Raw genomic sequence first — 13,236 nt, forward strand, 5'->3', positions numbered from 1 at the left:
ATACGTGAGAGATATCATTTTTTGAGAGTTTATCCGGATGGTAGCTTCGAAGCTTGTTCGACCCGCGTTCCGGTATAGTAGTGGAGGAGTATATCGGCGGCCTTGCCGCCTCCCTTCGCCATGCCGTTCGCGCCCCACTGGCTCATGCCGACGCCGTGTCCGAGCCCGTAGGTCGTGAAGGTAATCGTGCCTCTGCCAATCTTCCAGCTGAATTGCGAGGATGCGAGGCCAAGCCTCTCTCTCACTTCTCTGCCGGTGAACAGCTTTCCGTTAATCTTCATCTCTTTGATGCGTTTGCCTTCTGTCCTCTCGATTACCTTCAGCGCAGGCTTCGAACCAGCTGCTTTGCCCGTGATGCCCATCAATCGGTAAAATTGCGAGAGCTTCATCGTCTCTTCCTGTTCATATCGAGGAGACAGCTCCTTGTCCCACGGGCTTGCGACGCTCCGCAGATAGGGCAGCGTCAGCGTCCAGTACTCCTCAGAATTTTCCGTATAGCCGTTGCTCGTCGAGAAAAACGCCGCTTCGATCGGCTCACCTTCGTACGTAATGACAAGTCCTTCCGTCTCTTGCACCGCCCGCTTCAGCTTGGCGAGATTCGCGGACTTCGCCTCCCCGCTCCAGCGCCGGGCCAGCTCGCTTTTCGACACGTACACTTGATGCTGTATCGTATCGGACACATCCGCGCCTTTACGCGCCATATCGTTGTCGGCCGCAGCCAATCTTCGAACGATATACGTCCGCGCCGCGACCGCCTGCGCCTTCAGCGCCTCGAGCTCGAAGTCGATCGGCATTTCGCCGGCGAGCACGCCTATCACGTACGTTTCGATCGGCACCGTCTCTACCTTCCCGGTATCGTTCAAATAGACACGAACGCGGACGCCTTCCAGCGCGCTCTTCCCGCTTGCCGCGGCTTGTACCGGTTTGGGAGATTTGACTGCTCCAGAGGCGGCCTGCGGCACCGGCTGTTTCGGTTGATCCGCAAGCGAATCCTTGCCAGCACTTCCTGCGGTCGAATTACCCGTGCCCGGCTTGTCAGCCTTGTCCGACTTGGATGACGAAGTCGCCGGGCTTTCGAGACGATGATCGGGTTCAAATGCCGCTTGCCCGTCTTTGCCGCTTATACCGTCGTTCGGAATCTCGGGAATCGGAATGTCCGCGCGGCGATCTGCTGCCGCCGGGCCGTCTCGTGCCTCGACCGTCGCCCGGCCGTCTTTCGCGCCGCTCGCATCCGCCTCCGCCAGAAACCATCGCATGCCGAAAACGAAACATCCGAGCACAACCCCTACCGCGAAGATCGACCACCATTGCCTGCTTCCCGGAACTTCGAACCGTCCCGGCCTGTTTTTCCAACCCTCTACCCGTATGCTTCTCTACGCCCCTTCCCATCACGGCTGCGCAGCCCTTCCCGTCGTTCAGAACCGAAGAGAGACCGCGACGTCAAGCGCCCCTCTCTTAACTTGTCCTGTACTTCATTCTATGAGCCCGTCTGGTAGGGTAGAATCGAAAAGAATTTTCTTTAATGAATCTCTAGCGATCGCTAGCCTCAACTACTAGAAGCAGGTACTAAGCCCAAGCCTTAAACAAATTGCGGGCCGCAAGGCGCTCAATAGACCTTTACGAGATTGTCCTTCGGACAGCAAAAAAAGAGAGAAGGGCCTATCGGTTGTCCCGATAAGCCCCTCTTGATAGGGTGAGTCTGTCATATGAATTAATCATGTCTTAGCGCTTCTACGGGCCTTAGCCCCGCCGCCTTATAAGCCGGGAAGAGACCGAACACGATGCCGACGCAAGCCGAGAACAAGAACGCATACGCGGCCATGTCCGAAGATACGGCCGTCGGCGAATCCATCGCCGTCTCGATGACAAACGACGCGGCGTACCCGAGTCCGACGCCGAGCGCACCGCCCAGCGCGCTGATCGACATCGATTCGATCAGGAATTGGAACAGCACGTCGCGGCGCTTGGCGCCGAGCGACTTGCGAATGCCGATCTCCCGCGTGCGCTCCGTCACGGAGACGAGCATGATGTTCATGATGCCGATGCCGCCGACCACGAGAGATATGGCCGCGACGCCGACGAGCATCGTGTTCATCGTCTCGTTAACCGCGTTCAGCGTGTCCATTGCGTCCTGCTGGTTGAACACCCGGTAGCTGTCCGTGTCGCCGCGGAACAGCTCCGTCAGCTCCGACTCGAGTCTGGCCGTGACGGCGTCCATCACGTCCATATCCGTCGTCTGGATGTAAACGGACCGGACGCCCTCGCTGTTAAAAATCCTCTGCGCGACCGAGAGCGGAATAAGCAGCTTCTCGTCGTTCGAGCCGGCAAGCGAGCTTCCCTTCGGCTCCAGCAAGCCTACGATCGTGAAGCGCATGCCGTTCACCAGCACAACCTTGCCGAGCGGATCGTCGCCGCCGAACAGCTCGTCCGCCGTCGTGACGCCGATCAGCGCGACCTTCGTTTTATTGCGTTCATCCATGGCCGATAGATATCGGCCGATCTGCACGCTGAAGTCCTGCACGAACTCGTATTCCGATGTAATCCCGTCTACGGTTACGTCCGTGCTGGTCTTCTCGTACTTGACCGACGCGGAAGAACTCACGACCGGCGAAACGCCGGCCACACCTTCGATATCGGCAAGCGCGAGCGCCTCGTCCTTCGACATCGTCGTATCCGTCCCCCGCCCGGTTATCGTCACCGAGAGCATATTCGTGCCGAGCGAGGACACCTGCTCCTCGACCTGCCTTGAGGAGCCTTCGCCCATGGCGACGAGGGCGATCACGGTCGCCACCCCGATGAGAATGCCGAGCATGGACAGAATGGTCCTAAGTTTGTTCGACAGGATACTGGAGAATGCCATCCGAAAGCCTTGAGACAGCTTCATGATCCACCCTCCTTTCCTCTTCGGTCAGCCAGCCGTCCCTCATGACTACGGTGCGGGACGCTCGCTTCGCCACTTCCTTGTCATGCGTAATGAGCACGATGGTATGGCCTTCCGCGTTCAACTGCTCGATAAGGCCGAGCACCTCTTGCCCGGTTTTTGTATCCAGCGCGCCCGTCGGCTCGTCGGCAAGCAGAATAGGCGGATGTCCGGCGAGCGCCCTCGCGATGGCAACGCGCTGCTGCTGGCCGCCCGACAGCTCGCTCGGCTTGTGGAACATGCGATCCGTTAAGCCGACCTGCCGCAGCGCTCGGCTCGAACGCTCCCTGCGCTCCTTCGACGACATGCCGCGGTAGATAAGCGGAAGCTCCACGTTCTCGACCGCCGACAGCTTGGGCAGCAGGTGGAAGGATTGGAAGATGAACCCGATCTTCCGGTTGCGGATGTCGGCGAGCTTGTTGTCGCTAAGCCCCTTCACTTCCGTGCCGTCCAATTTGTAGCTGCCTTCCGTTGGAGCGTCCAGACAGCCGATCAAATTCATGAGCGTGGACTTGCCCGAACCCGAGGGCCCCACGATCGCCACGAATTCGCCCGGCATTACCCGCATCGATACGGCGTTCAGCACTTGCACTCTCTCTTTGCCCATCACATAGCTCTTCGAAAGCTCCTTGATATCGATTAGAGGTCCCATGCTTTCTTCGTTCATCGCGCACCGCCGCTTTGCGTCATCGCCCCGCGCATGCCTCCGCCTTGGCCGCCGCCCATGCCGCCGCTTGGGAAGTTCATGCCGCCCACGCCACCCATGCCGCCCGGGAACATCATCTGCTGCTGATTCGACGCCGATCCCGTTCCGACCGCGCCTTGCGGCAACGGAACCAGTACCGTGTCGCCCTGTGCCAAGCCCGAGACGATCTCCACGTACGTCTCGTCGCTCACGCCGACGGTCACTTCCTTCAGCTGGCCGCCGAGCCCGATCCGCGACGCCATGGCATTCATTCGAGCGTCGGCCGAGCCGCCCGCTCCGGGGGCTTGCCCCCGGGTAGCGCCTTCGGCACCAGCCGGTGCTTGACCGCCAGCGCCGCCCGAGGCCGCACCGGCTCCGGTCCCTGCGCCTACTCCGGTACCGCCGCCGGTTCCTGTTCCTGTGCCGGCTACTCCCCGGCCTCCGCCTTGATCGCCTGTACCGCCAGCCGCACCTGCTTCTGTGCCGCCTTGTGCGCCTCCACCCGCTCCGGCACCGCCTTCGCCCGGCACGCGGACATACGTTTTGCCCATCAGCTCGACGACGGCAGCCACGGGAACGACGATGACATCTTCGCGCGAAGCGATAATCATATCCGCTTGCCCGGACATGCCCGCCAGCACGCCCTCGAGATCCTTCAGCGCGATAGCGACCTCATAGGCGGCGACGCCGCCGGATACCGAACCTTCCTTGGCGAGCTCCTTGATTTCGCCTTCATACGTCTTGTCCGGGAATGCGGTTAGATAAACCTGCGCCGCTTGTCCCTCGCTAATCTGCGGCATATCCAGCTCATCCACCTGCACGTTGAAGGTGAGTGAATCGTAGTCGACGATTTCCGCGATGATCGCATTCGCCTGCACCGTATCCCCGATGGCAACTTCGCTGACCGTCACGACGCCGTCGATCGAAGCCTTCACCTCCAGCTTCTCGGCCTGCTGCTCGCGCAGCTCCGCCAATTCGTCTTCGTTGTTCGCCATCTCCAGCTTCAGCATTTCGATATTCAGCTCTATGGACGCCAATGAAGATTCGTCCGCCTCCGCGGCTGCCGCCGCTTCCTTGTATTGCTTCTCGTATTGCTCCATCTGAAGCTCCTGTTTTTTGATGTTAAGCTCCGTTTGGTCAATCTGGCTGCTTACATCCTCTTGCTCGAATACGGCCAGCACCTGGCCCGCCTTTACCTTGTCGCCGACCTTGAAGCTAAGCTCCGAGATCGTCCCGTTCATTCCGGCTTGCACCGATTCCTTCGTCTCGGCAGCAACCGAACCGGAACCGCTAACCTTCACGACGATATTCCCCCTGGCCGCGTTCACCGAAAGCGACGTCGCTTCGGCTTCCTGCGCGGCCGGGCGCTGCCCGTTCCAATAATAATAGCCGCCGGTGCCAGCCGCCGCGACGATAAGCACGATCCCGACGCCTATCATCCACTTCTTCATGTCCATTCCACCTTCCGCCTATCGGTTTCAAGAGGGACTATAGCACGGGTTCATGAACGGCATATGAACGTCCTGAGCGGAGGCAGCAGGCGGCATGGCAGCCAATTTTCAGCTTATTTTCATGTCCGGTTCAGCTTCGCCTCAGCTTGTTCATGTACGCTCAGCTTAAATAGAAACGAAGAGGACGGAGGAGCTTTGCATGCCCAAAATCGTAGTCGTCGACGATGATCCCAACATTCGCGAATTAATCGGATTGTTCCTTAGAAGAGACGGGCATCAGGTGGTCGAAGCTTCGGATGGCGTCGAAGCGCTCGAGAAGCTGGAGTCGGTGCGCCCGGATTTGGCGATCATCGACGTCATGATGCCCCGCATGGACGGCTGGGCGTTATGTTCGGCCATGAGCGGCGTATACGATTTCCCGCTTCTCTTGTTGACGGCCAAGGGAGAAACCGTGCACAAAGTGAAAGGGCTGGAGCTGGGAGCCGACGATTACATGGTCAAGCCGTTCGACCCGCCGGAGCTTCAAGCCCGCGTGAAGGCGCTGCTGCGGCGGTATCGGATCACCGCCTCCCAGAACGTCGATCTGGGCCAGATCAGCATGAACTATGCCGATTTTCGGATTTCATCCGGAGGCGAGGCCATGTCGCTGCCGCCGAAGGAGTTCGAGCTGCTTTTTAAGCTGGCGAGCTATCCTGGCAAAACCTTTTCCCGCGAGGACCTGATCACGCAGCTGTGGGGCGTCGACTACGAAGGGGACGAGCGGACGGTTGACGTCCATATCAAAAGGCTGCGGAACCGTTTCCCGGAGCAAAGCTTCGGCTTCCGCATCGAGACGGTGCGCGGGCTCGGCTACCGGCTGGAGCATGCCGGATGACGCGCAGCCTATACGTCCGGATCGTAGCGACCTTCCTGCTAATCGTCGTCCTTAGCATCGCGCTCGCCTTCCTGCTGACGAATCAGCTTTTTAAGCAGTCGCGCGGTTCGATGAAGCAAGACTACGATGCCGCGTTCGAGCGAATCAAGCAGTTGCACAACGTCGCCGAGCCGTCCTCGCTCCCGCGTTTCCTTGAAGAGATCGCGGACATCGAGGATATTTCCATCTTCGCGGTAAATACGAAAGGGGAGCGCATCGCGGTCGGCGAACACGGAGAGGAACTGCAGCGAAGGTTGGAAGGGATTCGCAAGTCCGCCCCGCCATGGCCGGGGCAAGCGGAAGGTGATCGTGACGATGTTGGTGACGGGGTCGGCGGTGGATATGGAGTTGGCGGTGAAGTTGGCGGTGAAGTTGGCGGTGAAGATGGAGTCGCAGATGGAGTCGGTGGTGGCAGCAGCGATAGCGTTGAGGCTGGCGGCGGCGTTGTCGAACGTCCCTTCGGCGTCAGGCCGGGGCCACCTTCGCTAAGCGAATCCATTGGCAGACTGGTCACGCTGGACGGCGAGCAGTGGTCGCTATTCTTGCAGCATAACCGCTATCCGCGCAACAGCAACTTCATCCTGACGGCCGCCACGCTTCTTCTCACGTTATTGGCGATCGGCTCGGTGCTAATCTTATTCGCGGCACGATTCCTTGTTGGCCCGATCAAAAAAATAAACGACGCCGCCCTTCGCATGTCCGCCGGTAACTTCAGCGTCCGGCTGCCGGTCAAACGGCGGGACGAGCTTGGCGAGCTGGCGCTGAGCATGAATACGATGGCCGACGGTTTGTCCCGCATCGAGACGATGCGCCAGGACTTCGTCGCCAACGTGTCGCACGAGATCCAGTCGCCGCTCACGTCGATTCACGGCTTCGCGGAAGCGCTCCGAGCGCAGGAGGTCACCGATGAGGAGAAGGAACGGTATGTCGGCATTATTCAGCAGGAGAGCAACCGGCTGTCCAAGCTCAGCGAGAACCTGCTCAAGCTGTCGTCGCTCGATTCCGAGCATCACCCGTTTCACCCCGCGCCGTATCGTCTCGACCGCCAGCTGCGGGAAGTGACGCTTGCCTGCGAACCGTCCTGGCAGCGCAAGTCGCTTCAAGTCGAGCTGCTCGCGGAAGAGCTCACCGTCATGGCCGATGCCGAATTGTTAAACGGCGTCTGGACGAATCTGCTGACCAACAGCATTAAATTTACGCCGGCCGGCGGGGCGATCACGATAACGGCGGCGGAAGAAAACGACTTGATCGTCGTTGCCGTCCGCGACACGGGGCCGGGCATCGCGGATGAGGAACGGGAACGCGTCTTCGAGCGGTTCTACAAGATCGATCCGGCCCGGAACCGGAACGTCGGCGGCAGCGGTCTCGGCCTGTCGATCGCCCGCAAAATCGTGGAGCTGCACGGCGGCACGATCGCGGTCGAGTCGGAGCCGCTCCAGGGAGCCTGTTTCGTCGTACGGCTGCCGCTCTCCCTCTCACCCTTGCACGAGAACGGCCGCGGCTTCACCTAATAAAATTCAACGAGTGCTCGTGCTCATCAACAATAAAAAAGGAGCTGCCACACGGCAGCTCCTTACTCATTAATGGATTGATTCGTCAGTCATCGTGATACTGTCCATGATCCGTTGGCAATAGCGGATTAACTCGAATCTTTCGCATCAACTACACACCTAAACGATCTTTCACATCTTCCGAGGACAACCAGCCGCCGTCTTTCGCTATCGTTTCTGCTTCCGACAATTTGGACAACAACTTTATGGTTGCTTGCGTTTTCTCATATTCCTCTATATCCACAAGTACATAAAGGCCTCTTCCATTTTTGGTCAAAAAGACAGGCTCATCCACTGCAATATCTCGCAGCACCTCATTATAGTTCCTTAGGTCAGAAACAGGCTTGATATTGGGCATCATTACAACTCCCCTCTAAGTTGTAATTATTTTACCCTTATTATTCGTAAAATAACACATCACATTTATCATCAAATCTAATGCTTCACATAAATCTCGAACGCCCACGGCGCCAGATCGGCCGCGTGCTCCGCCGGCAGCTCCACCGCGGCGCCGTTCAGCGCTTGGTACTTCCCTGCGACGTCGCCTAATTGCACGGTAGACGTCACCGGCTCGGCGGACAGGTTCATGACGGCGACGACCGTGTTGCCGTCCTTGGTCCGCTCGAACGCAAGCAGACGGTCGTCGCCGGTCTCCAGCGAGCGGTAAGGACCGCCGGCGCTGCCGTTCCACAGCGCCTTATTGTCGTGCTTCAACTGAACGAGCTGCCGATAAAACGTCTGCATCGACAAGTCGTCCCAAACGATTTCGTCCTTGTCGAAGAACAGGAGACGCCGATCAAGCCCCGCCTCCTGACCCGAGTAGATCAACGGCATGCCGGGCAGCGCGAAGCTCAGCGCCGCCATCGCCTTCACCGCGCCGCCGAGCCGCTCGTACTCCGTCCCGACCCACGAATTCTCGTCGTGGTTGGACGTAAAGTTGAGCGGATAGGTGCCCGCGGGATAACTTTTGGCCAGACGCTCCGCGTACAGCCTCACTTGCTCCGCATTGCCCATCCCGTTGGCAACGCGGTTCATGACGTTATACAGCTGCCAGCCGTAATTGGCGTGAAAAGCATTGCGAAGCAAGCCGATCTGCTGATCGTCTTCCGCCAGCATATAAACCGGCTTCACCTTTTCCAGCTCAGCCCGCGCTTGCTCCCAGAACGGCGTTGGCACGCCGCTGGCGTAATCGGCTCGATAACCGTCGACGTCGAACTCGCGAACCCAATAGGTCATCGCGTCGATCATGGCCCCTTGCATGTCAACGTTCTCGTAGTTCAAATCAGCGACATCCGCCCAGTTCGTGCCCGGCGGCTGGACGATGTTGCCCCCTTCGTCCGTCGTATACCAGCCGGCATTGGCCGTCCAAGCGTTATCCCAGCCCGTATGGTTGGCGACCAGATCCAGCAGCACCTTGAAGCCCATCTCATGCGCTTTGTCGACCAGTGATCTGAAGTCATCTTCCGTACCGAACTCCGGGTTCACCGCTTTAAAATCATCCACGGCATAATAGGACCCGAGCGTGCCGTTCCGCTTCGTCTTCGAGATGGGGTGAATCGGCATGAACCAAAGGATGTCGACGCCAAGCTCCTGCAATCGCGGCAAATGCGCCTCGAATGCCTTAAACGTTCCTTCCTTCGTAAACTGCCGCAAGTTCACCTCGTACATGACGGCCTTCGCGGCCCACTCCGGCGCCCCTACGCCTTGCTGAACAACCGGAACCGCCGACTCGGCTGGCTTCGCCGGCTCCCCGCCGTTTCCCGCCGAACAGGCGGCCAGCCCTACCAGAGCAGCGGCAATGGGAATGGCGAGCATCCGATTCACGCTCTTTAACATCGATTCACTTCCGTTTCATGAGGAATGGCACTACACCAGCAATCTATCACAGCGCCGCTCCTCCACGGAAGCGGCGTAATCGTCGACGTCGTTAGCCCTTAACCGATCCAAGCGTAATCCCCTTGACGAAATATTTCTGCAAAAACGGGTAAATCACGAGCAGCGGCAGCATGGAAATAAAGATTTTGGCCGCGTTCAGCGTCTGGTTGGACAACACCGACATTTGTTTGACCGTCTCCGCATCCATCGTCGTCGGGTCGATGACGACCGCCACCTGCTTAATATACGATTGCAGCGGATACAAATCCGATTTGTTCATAAGCACAAGCGCTTGGAAAAATTCGTTCCAATGATACACGATCGTGAAGACTAGAATCGTCGCGAGCACCGGCACGGATAGCGGCAAACAAATGCTGAATAGGATGCGCCACGGCCCCGCTCCGTCGATCATCGCGGATTCTTCCATTTCCTTAGGCATGTTGCGAAGGTAGTTCATGACGAGGATGACGTTGAAGACCGGCAGCCCCCCGCCAAGCACCAACCCCCAAATGTTGTTGATCATGCCAAGCGATTGCATCGTGAGATACCATGGCACCAAACCGCCGTTAAAGAGCATGGCGAACACGAGAAGCCACATGATGACGTTCCTCGGCTTGAACTCTTTCGCGTTCTTGGACAATGGATAAGCCATCAGCAAAATAATGAAAAAAGCGATCCCCGCTCCGTACACGACCCGCTGCACAGAGATCCAAAACGATTGGAAAAATTGGCTGTCTTCCATGATGGTCGCATAAGAGCCTAACGTAATCCCCTTCGGCCATAGGAATACTTGCCCTGCCGCCGCCGCGGCCTTATCGCTTAGGGAGATCGATAAGGTGTACCATACCGGAGCGAGGCATAGCAGCATGATGACGACAAGCAGTATGATATTGAGTCCGTTAAACAATCTGGAAGCCACCGAACGTTCTGTTATCATTTCGATCCACTCCTGCCTCTCTTTTTAGAAAATCCGATAATTGGCGAACCGGTAAGCCAGCGTATACGAAACGGTGATCAGGATGAGGCCGACGACAGATTTGAGCAAGCCGACCGCTGTAGCCAGTCCATGCTGGAAGTCGATAAGACCCGCGCGGTATACCCAGGTGTCCACGATATCGCCCGTCGAATAGACGGATGGATTGTACATCGTGAAGATTTGGTCGAAGCCCGCGTTCAGGATGTTGCCTAAGCTGAGCGTGGCGAGCAGCGCCGCGACCGGCAGAATGCTCGGGATCGTAATCTTGAGCAGCCGCTGCCATTGCGATGCGCCGTCGATCGCGGCCGCCTCGTACATCTCCGGATTGATCGACGTTAGAGCGGCGAAGAAGATGATGGCGTTAAAGCCGAATTCCTTCCAAATATCGCTGCCTACGATGATCGCCGGGAATACGTCCGCGTTCGCGAAGAAGAGGATCGGCTCCGCTCCCAGCCCGGACAAGATCGCATTGACGGGACCGGTATACGAGAAAATATCCAGCATCATGCCCCCGACGATGACCCAGGACAAGAAATGGGGCAGGTAGACGACGGTCTGCACCGTGCGGGTGAACAGCCTGTTCTTCACCTCGTTCAGCATGAGCGCGAAGACGAGCGGCACGATGAGGTTGCCGACCATCTTGGAGAACGCGATGACGACCGTATTGCGGAAGATCAGCTTGCTGTCGTCCAGCTCAAACATGTAAGCGAAATTCTCCATCCCGATCCAAGGCGATTTCCATAGGCCAAGGCCGGGGTTAAATTCCTTGAACGCCGTGATGACTCCGTACATGGGATAGAGGTTAAAGAAGATTAACCATAAGAGTCCGGGAATCAGCATGATGTAGAAATGTTTGGCAAAGCTTCTAGGTATCACTCTCTCTCCACTCCCCTCTTGAGGTAGTTCAAAAAGTCCACTTTTGATCACGATGTATGCCAGGAAGCTTTTCGACATCGAATATTGAATTCAGCCGGAACTTCCGGTGCTCACGTAGCTACACTACGCTCCGCTCCTCATTTCCTAGCTTCATTCAATCTTCTCGGTGCTGAAAACCGGACTTTTTGAACACGCATTATGAGAAGATCAAGACGAGCGACTAACGCGCCCGTCTTGATCCATTGTCCTATTTAAGTTCGTTGACTTCTTCCGTTACCTTGTCGCCGCCTTGGTCTTTCCACTTCGCGACGAACTCGTCGAACGCGCTCAGCTCCGCGCTGCCCATGATGATTTTCAGGAACGTCTCGTCCTCGAGCTTCTTGAGGTTGGTCCAACGGGATTCCATCGTTTTCGTCTGGGCGGTCGCGATGCTTCGAACCCAGTTGATGTCCGCGTCGACGAACGTGGAGCCGCCGTTTAGATGCGCGTAGATGTGCGTGAAGAAGCCGGCATCCGTTTTTTGATCGAAATATTGGATATCGTAGTTATCAACCGGCTCAAGCTTCACGGCTTTGGCGTGGTTCGCCATTTCGTGCGCCCATCCGTAATTGATGTTGTCGATGTCCTCGAGCTTGATTTCGTCCTTCAGGAATTTGCGCAGCGAGTCAACCGCGTATTCCAATTGGTCGCCCGCGCCCAGGATGAGGAACAATGGCACCTGCTGGGATGTCATTTCTTTACCCGCCGTCAGCGTCTTGTATTCTTCGTCCTTGCCCCACTTGTGAAGCGACGTCATTTTGATAACGGCTTCCGGATGTTTTGCGTTTTTGCTTACGACGATAAAGCTGCTGCCCGTCGCTTGGTTAGAGTTGAACTGGCCCGCATCGTTCAGAGGCGCGGCATATGGTCTCCAGTTGGCGTTCGGATCGTTCGTGATGGAATCCGTCAAGTTATAAGCCGACCACCATGGGCCGAAGAAAATGCCGGTTTGGCCGCTTGCCACGACTTCGGCCGTGGATTTGCGAATGCCAAGCTCTTTGTCGAGAATGCCGTTCGCGTACCAGTCTCTCATCATGGACAGAGCGTTCTTCGTCTCTTCCGTCGTGGAGCCGTATACCGCGTTGCCGTCCTTATCCTTCACCCAGATGCCCGGGAAAGCATCGTTCGCGAAGAACAGCGGCGAGAAGTTGTACCAGTGATCGGTCGACGCAAGGAAGTTGGAGGACAACGATCCGCCTTGCTGCGTGCCGACGATGCCGATCGTGTTTTCTCCGCCCAACTTGTTGTCGATGAACGCTTTGGCGATGTTGCCGAGGTCTTCCAGCGATTTCGGCGCTTCAAGACTCAGCTTGTCGAGCCAATCCTTGCGGATCCAAGTCATCGGAGCGGATGGCAGCGTCGTCTCCGGCAGCGCGTACAGCTTGCCGTCGAACGTTACGCTTTCCAGCAAGCCGGGGTTGGAGTCGTAAACCGCTTTCAGTTCCGGGCTCGCGTATTTCTCGTATACTTCGTTCAAGTCCGCGAGCTGGCCGGCTTTCACCATTTGGCGAAGCTGCGTTTCGTTCACGACCATCGCGTCCGGAAGATCGTTGCTGGAGATCGCCAGGCTGACCTTCTGCTGATAGTCGTTGCCTTGAGCCGCTTCCCAAGCATGCTTCACGACGATGTTGAATTTATCTTTGAGCCAGCGCGTGTACACGTTGTCTTCCGCCGTGTCGCTGCCATCGAACTTGAAGTTCGGATCGATCGCGCGTCCGAGGGAAACTTCCGTCGGCTGCTCGAATTTCGCGAACGGATCAATGACTTCCTCTGCCGGCGGCGCTTCCGTGGACGTTCCCGCGTTATTGCTTGGCGCTGCCGTTTCGGAAGCGTTGCCGTTGTTGCCGCCGTTACCGCTGCAAGCCGTCAAGCTTGCCGTAACGACCAGCATAGCCAGTGCGGAGAAAATGGCTTTTTTCATGTGTATCCCCCTTAAGTGATCTTCATTGTC

General features: G+C 57.4%; 11 protein-coding genes. 2 read left to right on the forward strand and 9 right to left on the reverse strand.

Annotated elements, in window-relative coordinates; all coding sequences use genetic code 11:
* Positions 1 to 29 precede the first annotated feature (29 nt).
* The 4 genes from spoIID to RB620_RS16025 form a co-directional block, all read right to left on the reverse strand.
* Positions 30 to 1,256, reverse strand: a complete 1,227-nt coding sequence (gene spoIID / locus RB620_RS16010; protein WP_308095935.1) for a stage II sporulation protein D — start codon at positions 1,254 to 1,256, stop codon at positions 30 to 32.
* 455 nt (positions 1,257 to 1,711) lie between these two features.
* Positions 1,712 to 2,884: an ABC transporter permease gene (locus RB620_RS16015; protein WP_308095936.1), complete on the reverse strand. Its 1,173-nt coding sequence runs from the start codon at positions 2,882 to 2,884 to the stop codon at positions 1,712 to 1,714.
* Complete coding sequence (locus RB620_RS16020) at positions 2,826 to 3,587, reverse strand: ABC transporter ATP-binding protein (RefSeq protein WP_308095938.1); 762 nt, start codon at positions 3,585 to 3,587, stop codon at positions 2,826 to 2,828. Before RB620_RS16020 ends, RB620_RS16015 begins: the two co-directional genes overlap by 59 nt.
* The gene (locus tag RB620_RS16025) at positions 3,584 to 5,056 is read right to left on the reverse strand and encodes an efflux RND transporter periplasmic adaptor subunit (protein WP_308095939.1); all 1,473 of its coding nucleotides are present in this window, start codon (positions 5,054 to 5,056) and stop codon (positions 3,584 to 3,586) included. Before RB620_RS16025 ends, RB620_RS16020 begins: the two co-directional genes overlap by 4 nt.
* 199 nt (positions 5,057 to 5,255) lie before the next feature.
* Between RB620_RS16025 and RB620_RS16030 the strand changes: the two genes are divergently transcribed.
* A complete protein-coding gene (locus tag RB620_RS16030; protein WP_308095940.1) occupies positions 5,256 to 5,930 on the forward strand; it encodes a response regulator transcription factor in 675 nt (224 codons plus the stop codon).
* On the forward strand, positions 5,927 to 7,480 hold the full coding sequence (locus RB620_RS16035; RefSeq protein ID WP_308095942.1) for a HAMP domain-containing sensor histidine kinase: 1,554 nt from the start codon (positions 5,927 to 5,929) through the stop codon (positions 7,478 to 7,480). Before RB620_RS16030 ends, RB620_RS16035 begins: the two co-directional genes overlap by 4 nt.
* Positions 7,481 to 7,631: 151 nt before the next feature.
* On the opposite strand, the gene RB620_RS16040 is transcribed toward RB620_RS16035, so the two are convergent.
* The 5 genes from RB620_RS16040 to RB620_RS16060 all read right to left on the reverse strand — a co-directional run bounded on the left by RB620_RS16040 (position 7,632) and on the right by RB620_RS16060 (position 13,206).
* On the reverse strand, positions 7,632 to 7,880 hold the full coding sequence (locus RB620_RS16040) for a type II toxin-antitoxin system prevent-host-death family antitoxin (protein WP_308095944.1): 249 nt from the start codon (positions 7,878 to 7,880) through the stop codon (positions 7,632 to 7,634).
* A gap of 74 nt (positions 7,881 to 7,954) precedes the next feature.
* Positions 7,955 to 9,355: an alpha-amylase family glycosyl hydrolase gene (locus tag RB620_RS16045; protein WP_308095946.1), complete on the reverse strand. Its 1,401-nt coding sequence runs from the start codon at positions 9,353 to 9,355 to the stop codon at positions 7,955 to 7,957.
* Positions 9,356 to 9,446: 91 nt separating this feature from the next.
* A complete protein-coding gene (locus tag RB620_RS16050; RefSeq protein WP_308095948.1) occupies positions 9,447 to 10,331 on the reverse strand; it encodes a carbohydrate ABC transporter permease in 885 nt (294 codons plus the stop codon).
* Between the two features lie 24 nt (positions 10,332 to 10,355).
* Positions 10,356 to 11,210, reverse strand: a complete 855-nt coding sequence (locus RB620_RS16055; protein WP_374121415.1) for an ABC transporter permease — start codon at positions 11,208 to 11,210, stop codon at positions 10,356 to 10,358.
* Positions 11,211 to 11,493: 283 nt separating this feature from the next.
* A complete protein-coding gene (locus RB620_RS16060; protein WP_308095951.1) occupies positions 11,494 to 13,206 on the reverse strand; it encodes an extracellular solute-binding protein in 1,713 nt (570 codons plus the stop codon).
* Between the last annotated feature and the right edge of the window lie 30 nt (positions 13,207 to 13,236).

This window comes from Paenibacillus sp. LHD-117 (genome assembly GCF_030929555.1).
In the GTDB taxonomy this organism is placed as follows: Bacteria; Bacillota; Bacilli; order Paenibacillales; family Paenibacillaceae; genus Pristimantibacillus.